14 protein-coding genes, 1 tRNA gene and 1 other RNA gene are annotated in these 17785 nt (G+C 38.5%); 10 read left to right on the top strand and 6 right to left on the bottom strand.

Going from position 1 to position 17785, the window contains the following annotated elements:
• Positions 1–3: 3 nt before the first annotated feature.
• From LO761_RS00620 to LO761_RS00650, 7 genes are all read left to right on the top strand, one after another.
• Positions 4–261 (top strand): F0F1 ATP synthase subunit epsilon, encoded by a 258-nt coding sequence (locus LO761_RS00620; RefSeq protein ID WP_272816399.1) that lies wholly within the window; start codon positions 4–6, stop codon positions 259–261.
• A gap of 430 nt (positions 262–691) precedes the next feature.
• Positions 692–1756 (top strand): F0F1 ATP synthase subunit A, encoded by a 1065-nt coding sequence (gene atpB, locus LO761_RS00625; protein ID WP_272816400.1) that lies wholly within the window; start codon positions 692–694, stop codon positions 1754–1756.
• Positions 1757–1787: 31 nt separating this feature from the next.
• Positions 1788–2039 (top strand): ATP synthase F0 subunit C, encoded by a 252-nt coding sequence (atpE, locus tag LO761_RS00630; protein WP_272816401.1) that lies wholly within the window; start codon positions 1788–1790, stop codon positions 2037–2039.
• Between the two features lie 19 nt (positions 2040–2058).
• Positions 2059–2559: a F0F1 ATP synthase subunit B gene (gene atpF / locus LO761_RS00635; RefSeq protein WP_272816402.1), complete on the top strand. Its 501-nt coding sequence runs from the start codon at positions 2059–2061 to the stop codon at positions 2557–2559.
• 6 nt (positions 2560–2565) lie between these two features.
• The gene (locus tag LO761_RS00640; protein ID WP_272816403.1) at positions 2566–3120 is read left to right on the top strand and encodes a F0F1 ATP synthase subunit delta; all 555 of its coding nucleotides are present in this window, start codon (positions 2566–2568) and stop codon (positions 3118–3120) included.
• 48 nt (positions 3121–3168) lie between these two features.
• Positions 3169–4755 carry a F0F1 ATP synthase subunit alpha gene (gene atpA, locus LO761_RS00645; RefSeq protein WP_272816404.1) on the top strand — a complete coding sequence of 529 codons (1587 nt, stop codon included), beginning with the start codon at positions 3169–3171 and terminating at the stop codon, positions 4753–4755.
• Positions 4756–4757: 2 nt separating this feature from the next.
• Positions 4758–5639 carry a F0F1 ATP synthase subunit gamma gene (locus tag LO761_RS00650; RefSeq protein ID WP_272816405.1) on the top strand — a complete coding sequence of 294 codons (882 nt, stop codon included), beginning with the start codon at positions 4758–4760 and terminating at the stop codon, positions 5637–5639.
• A 171-nt stretch (positions 5640–5810) separates the two neighbouring features.
• On the opposite strand, the gene LO761_RS00655 is transcribed toward LO761_RS00650, so the two are convergent.
• Both LO761_RS00655 and LO761_RS00660 read right to left on the bottom strand, forming a co-directional pair.
• Positions 5811–7112, bottom strand: coding sequence for a Na+/H+ antiporter NhaC family protein (locus LO761_RS00655; RefSeq protein ID WP_272816406.1), 1302 nt, complete (start codon positions 7110–7112; stop codon positions 5811–5813).
• 7 nt (positions 7113–7119) lie between these two features.
• Positions 7120–8520, bottom strand: a complete 1401-nt coding sequence (locus LO761_RS00660) for a putative oxidoreductase C-terminal domain-containing protein (protein WP_272816407.1) — start codon at positions 8518–8520, stop codon at positions 7120–7122.
• A 275-nt stretch (positions 8521–8795) separates the two neighbouring features.
• On the opposite strand from LO761_RS00660, the gene nhaD reads away from it, so the two are divergent.
• Positions 8796–10142 carry a sodium:proton antiporter NhaD gene (nhaD, locus tag LO761_RS00665; protein ID WP_272816408.1) on the top strand — a complete coding sequence of 449 codons (1347 nt, stop codon included), beginning with the start codon at positions 8796–8798 and terminating at the stop codon, positions 10140–10142.
• Positions 10143–10567: 425 nt separating this feature from the next.
• On the opposite strand, the gene LO761_RS00670 is transcribed toward nhaD, so the two are convergent.
• Positions 10568–11260 (bottom strand): response regulator transcription factor, encoded by a 693-nt coding sequence (locus LO761_RS00670; protein ID WP_272816409.1) that lies wholly within the window; start codon positions 11258–11260, stop codon positions 10568–10570.
• 3 nt (positions 11261–11263) lie between these two features.
• Positions 11264–12787, bottom strand: coding sequence for a sensor histidine kinase (locus LO761_RS00675; RefSeq protein WP_272816410.1), 1524 nt, complete (start codon positions 12785–12787; stop codon positions 11264–11266).
• Positions 12788–12940: 153 nt separating this feature from the next.
• Here LO761_RS00675 and LO761_RS00680 point away from each other — a divergent pair, with 153 nt between their 5' ends.
• Positions 12941–15040, top strand: a complete 2100-nt coding sequence (locus tag LO761_RS00680; protein ID WP_272816411.1) for an outer membrane beta-barrel family protein — start codon at positions 12941–12943, stop codon at positions 15038–15040.
• Between the two features lie 340 nt (positions 15041–15380).
• On the opposite strand, the gene LO761_RS00685 is transcribed toward LO761_RS00680, so the two are convergent.
• Positions 15381–15454: transfer RNA gene (locus LO761_RS00685), tRNA-Arg, on the bottom strand.
• Between the two features lie 126 nt (positions 15455–15580).
• Positions 15581–15955, bottom strand: an RNA gene (gene rnpB / locus LO761_RS00690) — RNase P RNA component class A.
• Positions 15956–16207: 252 nt separating this feature from the next.
• On the opposite strand from rnpB, the gene LO761_RS00695 reads away from it, so the two are divergent.
• On the top strand, positions 16208–17743 hold the full coding sequence (locus LO761_RS00695; protein ID WP_272816412.1) for a trypsin-like peptidase domain-containing protein: 1536 nt from the start codon (positions 16208–16210) through the stop codon (positions 17741–17743).
• Positions 17744–17785: the final 42 nt, after the last annotated feature.

Below are 17785 nucleotides of genomic sequence, written 5' to 3' on the forward strand. Positions count from 1 at the left end.
GTTATGGCAAACGAAAGTAAAGTATTGAAGCTGACTATTGCTACTCCCGAAGGTATACTATATGATGGGGTGGTTGATAGTGTAAAGTTACCGGGTACAAAGTCAGCTTTTACCGTTTTGCCACTTCATGCGCCTATTATTTCAAGTCTTGATGAAGGGACAGTCACCTATACAAATGGTGAAGATTCCAAGGACGTGATAATAAAAGGAGGCTTTGTTCAAGTGAAGAATAATGAAGTGTCAGTCTGTGTAGAAGTATAGGAGGGAAGTATGAGAGGAAAATCGTTGAAGAGAAGTTATCTGATATATAGTGCGGTAGTACTTCTTATTGCATTAATCATTGTCTTTTCGATACTTCGATTCGGTTATCCTTCACATTACTTTTCTTTTCTTCCGGTGATACCGGTCTTTTTTTACATTTACGGCTTGTTTTTCATCGTGTTATACGATAAAGCATGGCGCAGTGATGTTAAAAAAGATTTGTTCGTAATATATTTCGGGCATACGGTAGCACGTTTTCTCCTATTTATATTTGCGTGTGTAGGAGTAATGCTGCTGGGAGGAATTCATCGAACAGACATAGTACTTGCCGGTATAGCATTTTATTTCTTCATCATTTTATTTGAAACAAGCTTTTTCTTCTCGAAAGAGAGACGGGAAAAGTTGATTAATAGTAAAAAGATAAATAAGAATGAATAAGTTAAGATATATCCTCATCGCAATTCTTTGCTTGCTGACGTTCTCCGTCTCATTTGCTCAGACAGAAGAAACTCCTCAGCAAGATCAGGTGAATGCTACAGAGATAGTAAAGGGTCATATAACCGACTCATACGAATGGCATATCACTAAGATAGGCGAAACAGATATAGTCATTCCACTTCCGGTGATTGTCTACAGTGGCACTACGGGGTGGCATGTATTCTCTTCCTCTCATCTCTATCCCGAAGGAATGGAATACGAAGGTTTCCATATTGCCACTGAAGGTGACCATATTGGAAAGATAGTCGAGACAATCGCAGAAGGAGAGAAGAAGCCATTGGACATCTCAATTACAAAGACCGTCCTTTCCTTGCTTATCAATAGCCTCATACTTATCCTTATTATTTTGGGCTGTGCTCATTGGTATAAAGGTAAAAAGGCAGAAGATGTCGCGCCAAAAGGATTTGTCGGATTTATGGAAATGTTCATCATGATGATTGAGAACGATGTGATTAAAGCTTGCGTCGGTAAGGAATACAAAAAATATTCGCCTTATCTGTTGACTGCTTTCTTCTTTATCTTCGTCAATAATGTCATGGGAATCATTCCAATCTTTCCGGGCGGTGCCAATGTTACCGGTAACATTGCTGTTACATTAGTCTTGGCATTATGTACATTCGTAGCAGTTAACGTATTTGGTAACAAGGAATATTGGAAAGATATTCTTTGGCCGGAGGTACCGATGTGGTTAAAAGTTCCTATACCAATTATGCCGGCCATTGAGATTTTTGGTATTTTTACCAAACCATTTGCATTGATGATTCGTCTATTTGCCAATATTACAGCCGGTCACTCGGCAATTTTGGCGTTAGTTAGTATCATCTTCGTGACAGCTACAATGGGGGCAGTAATTAATGGCATGATGTCTGCCATTTCTATCCTGTTGGTCATTTTTATGAACTGCTTGGAATTATTGGTTGCCTTTATTCAGGCTTATGTATTTACCATGCTGTCATCAGCCTTTATCGGACTATCACGGCAAGAAGCAAGAAAATAAATTAAATATAAACAATTAAAAATTTAAGACTATGTTACTATCAAGTATGTTATTACAAGCTGCTGCTGGCGCAGCCTTGAGTAAATTAGGTGCCGCACTTGGTGCTGGTATCGCAGTTGTTGGCGCAGGATTAGGCATTGGTAAGATTGGTGGAGCTGCAATGGAAGCTATTGCCCGTCAACCGGAATCAGCTTCAGATATTCGTATGAATATGATTATTATTGGAGCCTTGATTGAAGGTGTTGCATTGTTCGCATGCGCAGTTTGTTTTATGGCACTATAAATAAAAAAGGAGAAATTATATGTCATTGTTAATGCCCGATAGTGGTTTACTGTTCTGGATGCTTTTTGCGTTTCTGGTAGTATTCTTTATATTGGCGAAGTTCGGATTTCCGGTTATTACAAAGATGGTGAACGAACGTAAGTCGTATATAGATAATTCCCTGATTGCGGCAAAGCAAGCCAATGAACAGCTTGCCAATTTAAAAGCCGAAGGTGAAAGCATCTTGGCTAAGGCCCACGAAGAGCAGGCACGCATACTTAACGAAGCAGCTAAAACTCGTGAACAGATAGTAGCCGAAGCAAAGGATCAGGCTCGCGTTGAAGGTAATAAACTTCTGGAAGAGGCAAAAAAACAAATTGAAGCCGAAAAAGAAGATGCTATACGCGATATCCGCCGTCAGGTTGCTATATTGTCGGTTGACATTGCAGAGAAAGTATTACGTAAGAACCTCGATGATGAATTCAAACAGACTGATATGATTGAACGTCTGTTGGACGAAGTAAACATTTCTAAAAACTGATAATTTATGACTATAGGATCTATCGCAGTACGTTATGCCAAAGCTTTATTGGAATATGCCAATGAAACAGGCGCGGCAGAAAGAGTCTACCATGAAGTGTTGAAACTAAAAGAGACCTTGATGACTGTTCCTGAACTGCGGACTGCCGTGAATAATTCTTTGCTTGAAACAAAGAAGAAAGCGAATCTGCTGGAAGAAGCTATTGGCGGTGAAATAACATCCGAAATCAAACGCTTCATACAACTTGTTTTAAAGGAGAAGCGTGAGGGTGCGATATTGTTTATGGCCACTTCCTATATCGGTTTATATAGAAAACAGGAAAATATCAGTGTGGGCAGTTTGATTACCGCTACGCCTGCAACTCCCGAAATAGTGGAGCGCATTCGTAAGATGGTAGCAAATGAGACAAAAGGAACTGCTGAGTTTACTACTCAAGTAAATCCAAACATCCTTGGAGGATTTATCTTCCAACTTGGGACATATCGTTTGGATGCCAGTGTTGCTCATCAAATGCAACTCGTAAAGAAGCAGTTCATTGAGAAAAACAGAAGAGTAGTCTGAAAGCTATGGAATCTTTCACTACATTATATTAATTATTAAATTAGAACTATGTCTGAAAAAATAAGACCCAGTGAGGTTTCCGAGATACTGCTCCGACAGTTGAAGGATATTGATACGTCACTTCAGTTTGATGAGGTGGGCGAAGTACTTCAGGTAAGCGATGGTGTGGTGCGTATCTACGGATTAAAAAACGCGGAAGCCGGTGAACTACTTGAGTTCGATAATGGTACAAAAGCTATTGTAATGAACTTGGAGGAAGACAATGTAGGCGCGGTGTTACTGGGACCAACTGATCAAATCAAGGAAGGCATGATTGTAAAACGTACCAAACGTATTGCTTCTATCCGTGTAGGAGAGAGTATGTTGGGACGTGTTATCAACCCTTTGGGCGAGCCTTTGGACGGACGTGGCGAGATTGACGGCGAATTATGTGAAATGCCTTTGGAACGTAAAGCTCCGGGGGTTATTTATCGCCAGCCGGTAAATCAGCCATTGCAGACCGGTTTGAAATCTGTTGATGCCATGATCCCTATCGGTCGCGGACAACGTGAGTTGATTATCGGTGACCGTCAGACAGGTAAGACTGCTATAGCAATCGATACCATTATCAACCAACGTGCCAACTTTGAAGCAGGCAAACCGGTCTATTGCATTTATGTAGCTATTGGTCAGAAGGCTTCGACTGTTGCCAACTTAGTTAATATATTAAAGAAATATGGAGCCATGGATTATACTATTGTTGTTTCCGCGACAGCAGCTATTCCTGCCGCTCTGCAATACTTCGCTCCATTTGCCGGTGCTGCCATCGGAGAGTATTTCCGTGATACGGGACGCGATGCTTTGGTTGTTTATGATGATTTGTCTAAACAGGCTGTCGCATATCGTGAGGTATCTTTAATTCTTCGTCGTCCTTCCGGACGTGAAGCTTATCCGGGTGACATCTTCTACCTGCATTCCCGTTTGTTGGAACGTGCAGCAAGAATTATCGGTCAACAGGAAGTTGCCGAACAGATGAATGATTTGCCTGAAAGCATGAAAGGTAAAGTAAAAGGTGGTGGATCACTCACCGCTCTTCCTATTATCGAAACTCAAGCAGGCGATGTATCAGCATATATTCCTACTAATGTCATCTCCATTACCGATGGTCAGATTTTCTTGGATACCAACTTGTTCAATCAGGGATTCCGTCCGGCAATTGATGTTGGTATTTCCGTATCTCGTGTTGGTGGTAGCGCTCAGATTAAGAGTATGAAGAAAGTGGCCGGAACCTTGAAGATAGACCAAGCCCAATATCGTGAGTTGGAAGCTTTTTCTAAGTTCAGTAGTGATATGGATAAGGTAACTGCAAGAACATTGGATCGTGGTCGTAAGAATAACAAATTGCTTATTCAGCCGCAATACAGTCCTATGGCGGTAGGTGAACAGGTGGCAATACTTTACTGTGGTGTTCATGGTTTGATGCGTGACATACCATTGGAAAAGGTTACTGAGTTTCAAGATACCTTCTTGCAGCGTTTGCGTGCAGAACATCAGAAAGACGTTATCGACACATTAGCTTCCGGTAAGCTGACAGAAGAAATAACATCAATTATTGAGCAAATAGCTGCCGATACAGCATCTACTTATAAAGCATAACTATGGCATCACTGAAAGAAGTTAAAGGAAGAATTAATTCCGTCAAGAGTACAAGTAAAATTACTTCTGCTATGAAGATGGTAGCCTCTGCGAAACTGCACAAAATGCAGAAGGCTGTAGAGAACATGCTTCCTTATGAACACAGACTGCATAGCATTATGGCCGACTTTTTGGAAAGCGGTCAGGACATGAACATTCAGTCGCCTTTCATGATGGAGCATGACGATGTGAAAAGAGTAGCTATTGTGGTATTCTCTTCTAACCAAAGCTTATGCGGTGCTTTCAATGCCAATATTATTAAAGCGTTCCGGAAGACGTACAATGAATATAAGCAGTTGGGGAAGGAGAATGTTCTGATTTATCCTGTCGGAAAGAAAATACGCGACGCGGCAGTCAAAATGGGGATAGATGTTAAAGACAATTATACCGGAATGGCTGATAAGCCCAACTTTACGGACGCATCGAATTTAGCGCGAGAACTGATGACGAAATATGCGAAGAAAGAGATTGATAAGGTGATATTGATTTATCATCATTTCAAATCAACATCTTCACAAGTACTGACTCAGGAAACATACCTTCCGGTAGCGATGGACGCAAAAGAACAGAAAGAAGAGGAACAGAATATGTATTTCAATTATATTCTTGAACCATCGGTAGAAGAATTGTTGATAAATATACTTCCCAAATCATTACGGCTAAAAATTTATACGGTATTGCTTGACACCGCTTGTTCCGAGCATGCAGCACGAACCATTGCCATGCAAACCGCTACCGATAATGCAAACGATTTGTTAGATGAGCTTACACTGATGTATAATAAGACTCGCCAGCAGGCTATTACAAGCGAGTTGCTTGATATTATGGGTGGTGCTCAAAATTAATATAGTAACTCATCTCAATCTATAAAAGCTGGCTCTTTCGGGTCAGCTTTTATAATCTTATAGTGCATCAAAACATTTATCAGAGTCATTTAATAACTTCGTCAAACTCATGTGTATCAGTTTGCCAACTTACGCATCACTTTATCAAATGATACATATTGACATTTGGGTTTATGAGTATCTGTTCGGCAATCTAAACAGAATACAGAGTAATGCGATGCCGCCCAATGTCAACGGATAATAAAGATACCCGATAATGCTAATAGGAGAGAGTTGCGTAAGTTTGGCAGCTAATAACATTTGCGCCCCGTATGGAATAATTCCTTGAACCACACACGAGAAAGTGTCCAATAGGCTGGCACTCTTCCGCTTATCAACATGAAATTTATCAGAAATCTCATTGGCTAATGGGTCAATGGTGATGATCGCGATAGTATTATTCGCTGTACATAGATTCGCAATACTCACTAATGTAGCAATAGTAAGTTCGGCTCCACGTTTATTGTTAATGTGTTTTGTCAATTTCTCAATGATGTAATCTACACCACCGTTAAAACGAACCAATTCCAACATTCCTCCGGTCATTAGTGTCACTATAATCAGCTCTCCCATACCAAGGATACCATTCCCGATGGAACCCAGCAAACCGAATATTCCGGCACTGCCGGTAAGCAGACCAACGATACAAGTGGAGATTATTCCGAGAACAAGTACCAGTGAAACATTCATTCCTCCTATGGAAGTACCCAAAACAATGAGATAAGGAATCACCTTTACCCATTCAACTTGACCGATCTCTTGAGTCATATTCACATCAAATCCCTTAATAAAGTAGTAAATAATAACCAAAGAGGCAGCCGGAAGCGCAATCAGAATGTTCACTCGGAATTTATCACGCATAGCGCAACCTTGTGTACGAGTAGCGGCAATGGTCGTATCAGAAATCATAGAAAGGTTATCGCCAAAGAATGCTCCGCCAACTACAATTGCAGTCATAAACGGCATACTCAAACCTGTCTTGTCGGCTATTCCTGCAACCACCGGAACCAATGCGACAATGGTTCCTACCGATGTCCCTACCGACATGGAAATAAAACAAGCAGCAATAAAAATGCCTCCGAGAAGTAGATTGTTCGGCAATAACATTAACGTTAAGTTGACTGTTGCGTCAATAGCCCCTATATCCTTGGCACTTTGAGCGAAGCCCCTGGCCAGAATAAAAATCCATATCATGAGAAGAATATTACTATTTGAAGCTCCAAGGGAATACTGTGTCAACCGTTGGTTTAGTGTCAGCCTTTTGGTGATACCAATCGCATAAATAGAAGAAATTAAGAAAGCTACCGTGAGAGGCACCTTATAAAAGTCGTTTAATATCAAAGAGGTCACCAAGTACAAGCAAAGAAACACGATTAACGGACTTAAAGCCCATAGACTTGGCTTCCTCTTTGTTTCAATCTCTTCATTTTCCATTTTCAGTTTATTGCTCTCTTGCCATCTTTAAAGCCTGGGTTGTTACGTAATATTTTGCAAGCATTCCGGGAACTTCCCATTCCGGCAACTGGCCATCTATCAGATACTGTAGAAAGTGTTCCATTACCTGAGCAAAGTGAGCTTCATGACCGTTACGGTAACTGTCAGGAATAATGACGTGCCAACCACCATCTTTGGTCTTTTTCAATTCGATACCCGGATATTTCTTCTGTAATTCCTGAAAGTTTTTATCTAAAACATCGGAATATGCCTTAGTATCTTTCTTTGCGGCATCAGTCGGATTGATATACAATTCCGGTCGGAAGTTTTGACTCTTACCTTGAAGAATAACCAATTCTGCCTTTGTTCCGCGAAGTTTGGAATAATGAGAATCACCACCTATTGGAGTTTCCCAGTCCCAAAGAGCGGTAACTTTAGCGTTCACACCCTTAATCTGATAATCAATTTCACCGTTCTGATATTCATAAAGAGAATCATTTTTAACAACATTCTTCAGATAATCAGGATACACATCGCTACCTGTTGACATCTTAAACTGTTCCTTGCTTAAAACTGTCGGCCAGTGTTTTCCGGCAACCATTTTGATATCTTTCGTATAGTCGAGTATTATTTCCGGAAAGAGTTCCCACTGAACCAAGTCGACCAAGTGAGTGGCAACATCGACAATGGCCTCGCCCTGTTGGTTAATATCATAGTACCACACCGGTCGAGTTAATGCGTTACCCGATACCACTTTATAGAAATTATGTACACTTTTCATTTCTACGCCGGGATACTCCGTCGTACCAATTTCTTGCTCACCGTAAACATCAGGCAGATGAGCTAATTCTTTCTGAAGAATGGTTGTTATTTCATTGCGTTCTGTCATGATATCATAAAGAAGAATATCTTTTTGCTTCGCGATATCAAAACATTCCTTCAGCTCATCAAACTTAGTCGGATCAATAATCATCGGTTTATCAGCAAACACATTCATACCTGCTTCCAATGTTTTCTTGATATAATCAGTTTTCAATTGATTATTTCCGGCAGTTACCATAACGTTCCCTTTCTTTTCGGTAATCATCTTATCAAAGAAATCTTTACCGGTGTAAATTATCTCATTCCAATGAGTAGGACTTTCCGTTCGATTGTTATAAGCATTAATCTTAGCAAGATGTTCTTTCAAATCATCTCCGCCGGGAGAGTAAACATATACATCATCACTAATCTGATTATACGAAGTTTTCTGTACGAGCGCGGCATGGAAATGTCCGGGATCAAGAGTGATAAGCTTTACCTCTCCAACAGCTCCTGTAAATTTCTGAGGATCTGTTTGCTCTTGTCTTTTTTGCATGCACGATGTCATAACTAACAGAGACATAATAACGAATAAATACTTTTTCATATTATAAATACATTATTTTATTATCGATTTAACTTAATAAGATTAACTTTAATCATACGATGACCATCTTTTCTATTTCTTTGTAAAATTACAAATTAATAAGAATAACGAAAGAGAAATATTAGATTAATTAAAAAAACACTAAGAATATAATGTTCAGAACGTTTATTCTTCTGCCTTTTTCATAAATTTCTGTTCGGTTTTTTATCTTTTTTTCTTCGTAGATAAGGTAAATTTATTATATTTGCGAAATTATGTTCAAATTATAATAAAAAATGACATCTTTAACCATTGCCATTATTGTCGTATTCATTTTTGGATACTTGTGCATTACACTTGAGAGTGTATTAAAGATCAACAAGGCTGCCATTGCGTTGTTGATGTGTGTATTAGTGTGGACAATCTATATGATTAATCCACTTCCTTATCTCGTCGCAAACGGATTTACAGGTGGGGAAGACGGAATGATTGCCAGAATCAGCGAAATTATTAAGGAACATTTGGGTGATACATCAGAAACGTTGTTCTTCTTGATGGGAGCCATGACAATTGTTGAAATAGTTGATTCGAATGGTGGTTTTAACTTTGTGAAGCGTGCTTTGCAGACTACGAATAAACGAGCTTTACTTTGGAAAATTGCGTTTATGACATTCATTCTTTCAGCTATTCTCGACAATCTGACTACCAGTATTGTGATGATTATGGTGCTTAGAAAACTTGTCTTCGACCATAAAGATCGCCTTGTATATGCTTCGTTGATTGTTATTTCTGCCAATAGCGGTGGTGCATTCTCCCCAATTGGTGACGTTACAACCATCATGCTTTGGATAGGAAATACCATTACTTCCGCCGGTGTTATTAAAGAAATATTCATTCCTTCTTTAATTTCTATGGTAGTTCCTGCATTCATTCTTCAATTCATGTTAAAAGGTAAACTGGAGATAGTTGAGAGTAGGAAAGATGAACAGGAAACAGGGTTTACTGCTTTCCAACGTAGAGTAGTCTTTGTATTAGGTGTGGGAGGTTTAATGTTTGTTCCCATTTTCCGATATATGACGGATCTTCCTCCATTTATGGGAATCCTTCTGATTCTTGCTATTCTTTGGACAGTTACTGAGATATTCTACCGTAAAGATCAAATTCAGGTGGGTAGTTTTGTAAATCGGGTTTCTAAGCTTTTAACTAAGATTGATTTACCTACTATCATGTTCTTCCTTGGTATTTTGATGGCTGTGGCTTGTCTGTCAGAGGTTGGCGTTTTAACAGCATTAGGAAAATCTCTTGATACGATGTCGGGTGGTAATCATTATTTGGTTACAGGAGTCATCGGAGTCCTTTCAAGTATTGTAGACAACGTACCATTAGTTGCCGGTTGTATGGGTATGTATCCTATTGCTCCGGTTGGAGACATGGCAGTCGATGGAATCTTCTGGCAGTTATTAGCATACTGTGCCGGTGTTGGCGGATCAATGCTGATTATCGGTAGTGCTGCCGGTGTCGTTGTCATGGGATTGGAAAAAATTACTTTCGGATGGTATATGAAACATATTACGTGGATTGCCTTTGTTGGTTATATTGCAGGTATGATAAGTTACTATTTTGTTCGAGCATTTATATTCTAAATATAAAAAGTAAAAGACAGAATGGAGGATGTGTCCTAAACACACATCCTCTTTTTTATTGCCCGTTTCTTTACGCTTATTGTTAAAAGTATCAGGTTATATTCATGTGTTTTTTATGATATAGCTTACTCTATGCCAATTAATCAAGAGTCGTTATATACCATCAACAAAAGATTATGTGGGTATTTAAATGCTTTTTATATTTCATAAAGAGAATTGGAAAACTCATCCGCATGAACCGATCAACTCATCCGCATGAACCGATCAACTCATCCGCATGAACTGATCAACTCATCCGCATGAACTGATCAACTCATCCGCGTCACTTTACATGTTCTTATATATTAAAATAGCAGTTGACTATGATTGATTGCCAAAAGAGTAGTATCATGATAAACATTGCCTTTTATAAAGAATTGGAATTCTCATTCTGTAATAAGTTTATATCCTATTCCACGGACATTCACAATCTGTATATGAGAATCTTTCGATAGCTTATGTCTGATTTTGGTGATGAATACATGTAGGCTTCGGGAATTAAAAAAAGTATCATCACCCCAAAGTTCCAAAAGAATATTTTGTGTATTTACAACTTGATTCTCGTTCATGCAAAGTCGTTTTAGTATTTCTGACTCTCGAAAAGAGAGTACTTCCTCTTTTCCGGCAAAAAGTAATCGTTGAAGTGTCGGGTTAAACTTGTATTTTCCTATGTCGTACCAATCCGGTTGTTTGTCTGTTTGTTCCTGAACGAAAGCTCGTTTAGCCAAAGCTTTAATACGAACCATTAATTCCTGCATACCAAATGGTTTTTTTAAATAATCCGTCCCACCAATTTCAAACCCTTGAACCACATCATCCATAGCAGAACGAGCTGTGAGAAACAGCACCGGAGTATGCTTATCGGTCTGTCGAATCCGCTTTACTAATTCGAAGCCATCCATTTTAGGCATCATCACATCAGTGACTAATACCTCTGGGTGTAATTCACAGAATAAGCGAAATCCCTCTTCTCCATTCTTCGCTATTTGTATATCAAAGCATTGAACATCGAGTGTATCCTTAATAATCATAGCTAATGTCTGCTCATCTTCAACAAATAAAACACGAATCTTCTCCATTACCTAATTAAATTGAATTACAAACTTAGTACCCACATTCACTGTACTTTGAACATCGATTGTTCCACCATGTTTCTCTGTCATGTACTTCACATAATAGAGTCCCAGGCCATAGCCTTTAACATCATAACGATTTCCGTTAGACACCCGATAGAATTTATCAAAAATATACTTCAACTTATCTTGCGGAATGCCTATTCCATTATCTTTTACCGTGATACAGACACCTCCGACCTTATTTTTCCGACAAAGGATATCAATCTTCACTGTTTCTTTTGAGTATTTAATTGCGTTATCAATTAGATTACTGATGATATTATAAAAATGAATACGGTCGACATTAACCATTAGTTCTTCCGGATCAACAGATAATGTAATATCCAACGGCTTTTCGGCTTTTAATTTTAATTGCGCGACTAATGGATCTAACATATCTTTAATACCAATACTTTCTTTATGAAGTTCTAATGTTTTACGTTGCTCCATGCTCATGGAAAGAATTTGTTCCACCATGCCGCTCAGCCGTTGCAATTGTTCTTGGCTAATATTCAAATATTCTTTTGCCTTGTCCGGATTCGTAATAGTATTAAAGTTCAGCATTGCGTCATTAGCTGCGTAAGCAATAGCAATAGGTGTTTTCAATTCATGAGTAATGTTATTAGTAAAATCGCTTTTCATCTCATCCAATGTTTTTTGTTTCCAGAGCGTTCGGATTAGATAAATATATGTAAAAAGAAGAATCAGCAATGTGAAAGCAGAAGCAACAAGCATACCTTTCATTTGCTTGAGCACTTCAAAGGTAATGGGTTCCATTTGTATCTGATACGCTAATTGCGAATCGACATCGGCATAATATTTGAATCGTTGCGCTTTTGTTGACGGATGATAACCGTGTGTACTTGTTTCCGCGATGACAGAATACTTTTCTAACAGACTATCTTCATAATGAATCAGTTCTATTTTATGTGGTTTATATATATTATATTGGTATAATTGCTTGTCAAGGATACTATCGTATACCGCGATGTTCAATTTGGTTATGTTATCTAATCCGGAATGCATAGCACGTTGTATACTCGTTGCCAGATGAGCAAAGTCGGACATGTTTAATGAGAAATTTTTATCATCCGGTTTACTTGTAATAGCAATGGCATGAACTTTCGCTTGCGTTGTGTCTCCATTCTGTACGTTAAATTCTTTATTATAAATAATTGATTTGCGCGTGCTATACAACGTAGAATCTTTCGAATGATAAAAGGTTTGCACCCTTGTATACGAGGTATCGGTTTTGTTATCGAAACCGGAAGAAATAGTAATCTGTCCATTTCTTGAGGAATCTTTTTGCAGAGTGTCAACACGAATCATCATCTCTGTAATATCGGCAGCAATCATAGCATCGACAATATGCAACTCGACTTCTTCTTTCTGCGAATGATAAACACCAAGCAGCCAATGGGTCTGATAACTGAATATGCAGGTCAGGGCAAAGACTGCCAGAAATATAATATGTTTAAAAGGTATATGCATTCCTTCTGTTTTTGTGAAGTAAAGATAATATGTATTATTGAGAAAATTCGGATTTGATAAGACTAAATAACACTTTTGATAAGACTATGTAACAGAGATAATTTCCAAAATGGTACTTGAAGCTATAATTTTGTGAAATCAAAAAAATGAATGATGAAAAAAGTTATTGTTTTATTGGGGGCTTTATTCTTGACTTTGAATATTCAATCGCAAGTAAAGAATGATTCTATTTCTAAAGAAGAAAAGTCAGAAGCAGAGTTAGATAGTATATTTCAGACTTTACCTGAAATAATGATTAAAGGGGAGAGACCCGTAGTTAAAGCAGAACCCGGCAAGTTGGTATACGATGTACCTCGATTGATAATCAATAAGCCGGTGGATAATATCTATGAAGCTTTGAAAGAAATTCCGGGTGTGGTGGAAAATAATGAATCATTATCATTAGGCAGTTTAGGAGCAACCATTGTACTCGACGGGAAAGTAACGAATATGACAACAGAACAATTAATGGCATTATTAAAGTCGATGCCGGCCAACAGAATAAAAAATGTGGAAGTAATGTATAATGCTCCGGCGAAATATCAGATACGTGGAGCAATGATTAATATAATTCTAAATCATAGCACCGATGGTTCTTCTGATTTAAAGGGCGAAGTATATGGACTAATCAATAATAAACATCACATGAACTACGAGGAACGTGGCTCACTGCAATACAGTCATAAGAAGTTCTCATCCGACTTTCTTTATAGCTACAATCACGGTACTTATTATCAAGTAACAGATAATCACTCCTTGCATACTCTTAATTCCGGAGAGGTGCATAACATGACCTCTACAGGAATTGTTCATGCTCCGGAACATAGACATTCGTTTCGATTGGGGATGGATTATAATATATCGAAAGATAATCAATTAAGTTTTGTATATAATGGAGAATACAGTTCGCTACATAACACTCGCATTGTAGAAGGAGCTATAAGTTCTACTTCACATTCCGACTTTTCGCATTGGCTTCATAATTTCCGTGCGGATTATACTTCCTCGTTCGGACTGAAAGCCGGAGCGGAATTCACTTATTACAAAGCTCCGGAATACCAAATACTCGATAGTCGGTATAACGATAAGGAATATCACTTTGAAAGTAGTAACGGACAAAAGATTAATCGATGGAAATTTTTTCTTTCCCAAGAACATAAATTAAAGAATAAATGGGAGATTAATTATGGTATTATCTATAATATGAGTCACGACAACAGTTTTCAGAATTATCTTAAGAAAGATGGCAATACCATTGAGCTTCCCGATGACGCGTCCTTTAAGCAAAGTGAAGATGTGGTTAATATTTACACAGGCTTCAGTAAGAGCTTTGGAGAAAGACTAATGTTAAATGGTTCTCTTGCGGCGGAATATTATCATAATGTTATTTGGAACCAATGGGATTGGTATCCGACATTAAGCTTGAATTATTTGCCAAAAGACGGACATACATTCCAATTCAGTTTAAGCAGCAATAAAAAATATCCGGAGTATTGGGCTGTGCAGGGCTTCACTTCCTATAACAATGGAGGTTACGGCGCTATCGTAGGTAATCCGCATTTGAAACCGTCAAGTAATTATGAATTCATGCTGACTTACCTCTTGAAAAACAAATACACATTTATGATTTGGTATAGGCATGATAAAGAACACTTTACACAGTTAGCTTATCAACGACCGGACATATTGGAGATGAATTATAAATATTTGAATTTCGATTTTGTGAAACAAATAGGATTTCAAACTTATATACCTGTTAGTATAGCCAAATGGTGGCAAACAAACTTTATTTTTATTGGTGTCTGGCAAAAAGACAAAGATTCTGATTTCTATGATATTCCGTTCGACAGGGATAAATTTTGGACAATGGCAATCATGAACAATACGTTTATTGTTAGTAAGAAACCGGACATTACGATGACTGCTAATGGAAGAATCCGAAGTTTGGCTCTTCAAGGGAATTATGATTTGCCGGCATCACAAAATCTTGATATAGCCTTACGATACAAATTTGCTAATAAACGAGCTACCATTAAGGCTTATGCTAATAATGTTTTTGAAAGCAATGCCATCTATCCGGTTATTCACTGGAAAAATCAGAATTATCGAATGCACTATTCTGATTTCAGGGAAGTTGGAATATCATTTACTTATAACTTTGGAGGATATAAGGAGAAAGAACACAAGGCAGTAGACACTTCAAGATTTAAATAATGGTGATAACACGACATATCAATTAAATATTTTGCTTACAAGAAAAGGTTCCATAATGGGGCCTTTTCTTGTGTCTGTATTTATCTTCTTAATGTTTCATTTTGATAGGATACACACTTAACAAGAGGAAACGTAAAACTGATGCGGATGAGTTACTCAACTGATACGCATGAGTTACTCAATTCATCCGCATGAGTTACTCGATTCATCCGCATGAGTTGAACAATTGATGCGTATCACTTTGACGATTGATACGCATCACTTTATTGATTGATGATTATTACTTTGACAAACGACAATAAAAAACGAGAATATCCTTTTGAACATCCTCGTATGTATGTGATTCAGAAGGGATTCGAACCCTTGACCCACAGCTTAGAAGGCTGTTGCTCTATCCAACTGAGCTACTGAACCATCCTTTTTTGCGGGGGCAAAAGTATATCTTTTTAATGACAACTCCAAAAAAAATCAATACTTTTTAATTTATACTACAATAAGTTATAGGCGGGCGCGTCTATACCTTTATAATAAGTCTAAAGAAAAAACAGTCAGCCTGTAAGCCGGGTTCTGTTCCCCAAGGGGTGTCTGCCATTTATCTACTCCCGATGTCACCATCAGGCTTTAGCGGTCTACCCTCCGACAATCGGGCGAGCAACCCTGATAACGCCGGTATACATGACCTTTCAACTCCTAAGATGCACAACTCGAGATGTCACCATCCGATTGGTGGGCTCTTACCCCGCCTTCTCACCCTTACCCCGCTTTACTCACGGCAGACCGGGAGTAGAACGGAGCGGTTATTTTCTTCTGCATTACTCAATTATCACTAATCGCTTTCTGTTAGGAAGTAGGATGCTCTGTGTTGCCCGGACTTTCCTCTTCTACATAAGTATCAGCGGCAGACCGGCTAACTGTTGGTACAAAAGTACAACAAAATTCATATCTTTTCCATATCAGTCAGGATTTCTTTTTATTCTCTGCCAAATTTGACAGGAAAGAAACCATAATGACATTAAATCCGGTTAACCGTTGTTAAGTTAAATGGCTGGTTTGTTAAATAAGAGAAAAATTAAAGGTCTATTGATATCAACGTATGATATTTGCTATTATATTAGCGTTTGAAAGTTAAAACAATGTATGAATTAACAATTAAAATGAATATAAGTTATGAAAAAAGCAACTAAATTAATTGTAGGGATTGGCACTGTTGCTATAATGAGTGCTGCTATCGGCGGTCTTACAGCTTCGGTACTAATGAACAAATCGAATAAAGCCAATGTAGAATTCAGCGATGCTTTTCAGCAGAATAACGCAAAGCTTGCTTCTTATGGTACGAATGCTCAACCTGTTGATTTGACCGAAGCAGCCGAGATAGCTGTCAATGCCGTTGTACATATTAAATCAACTCAGGAATCAAAGACTGTTCGAGGTCAGGCCGGTCCATCTTTTGAAGATATCTTTGGCGATATTTTTGGCTTTGGAAGAAACGGCGGTAGTCGTGAACGTGAATATCAAACTCCGGAGCGTGTCGGTATCGGATCCGGTGTAATCATCTCATCTGATGGTTACGTTGTTACTAATAATCATGTTGTTGCAGATGCCGATATTATCAGTGTTCGTTTAAACGACAACAGAGAGTTTAAGGGACGTGTAATAGGCACTGATCCGAGTACAGATTTAGCTTTAGTTAAAATAGAAGGAAATGATTTTCCAACATTGAAAGTTGGTAATTCCGATGCGCTGAAAGTAGGAGAGTGGGTACTTGCTGTGGGTAATCCGTTTAATCTGACGTCTACTGTTACAGCCGGTATTGTTAGTGCTAAAGCTCGTACATTGGGTGTATACAGTTCGAATAACGTAAGTGGCGTTGAATCCTTCATTCAAACTGACGCAGCCATCAATCAAGGTAACAGTGGTGGCGCGTTGGTTAATGCTCGTGGTGAGTTGGTAGGAATCAATGCTGTTCTGTCTTCACCAACAGGAGCTTATGCCGGTTATGGATTCGCTATTCCAACAAGTATTATGACAAAGGTGGTTACCGACTTGAAACAATATGGTTCTGTTCAGCGTGCTATGTTGGGTATCAAAGGATCTTCAGTGAGTGATGAAGGTCAGCAATTGCCTGATGAAATGAAGAAGAAGTTTGAAGAACTTGATTCTAAAGGTTATGGTGTATATGTTGCCGAAGTTGTTGATGGTGGTTCTGCTTCAGGTACACTGAAGAAAGACGATATTATTTTAACAATGGATAATAAGAAGATTGATAATTTTGCTAAAATGCAAGAAATTCTTGCCACACATCGCCCGGGCGATAAAGTTACCATGACTATTCTTCGTAATAAGAAAGAACAAACAGTAAGTCTGACATTGAAGAACGAACAAGGCAATACCAAGATGGTAAAGAATCAGGGACTTGATGCCTTTGGCGCTGCATTCCGTGAGATTCCTGATAATCTGAAGAAACAATTGAATCTGAGCTATGGTTTGGAAGTTACCGGTGTCAGTCAGGGCAAATTTGCTGACGTAAACATGCGTAAAGGATTTATTATTCTGAAAGCCAACTTACAGCCAATGAAGACAGTTGACGATTTGGAAGAAGCATTAAAGGCAGCTCAGAAAACTCCGGAGCAGACATTGTTCATCAGCGGTATGTATCCGTCAGGAAAACGAGTAAATTATGCTATTGATTTAAGTCAGGATTAATTAAGAAGAAGATTTTGATTATAATATATCAAACAAAGGATG

Source organism: Phocaeicola oris, from assembly GCF_021295095.1.
Classification (GTDB): Bacteria; Bacteroidota; Bacteroidia; order Bacteroidales; family Bacteroidaceae; genus Phocaeicola; species Phocaeicola oris.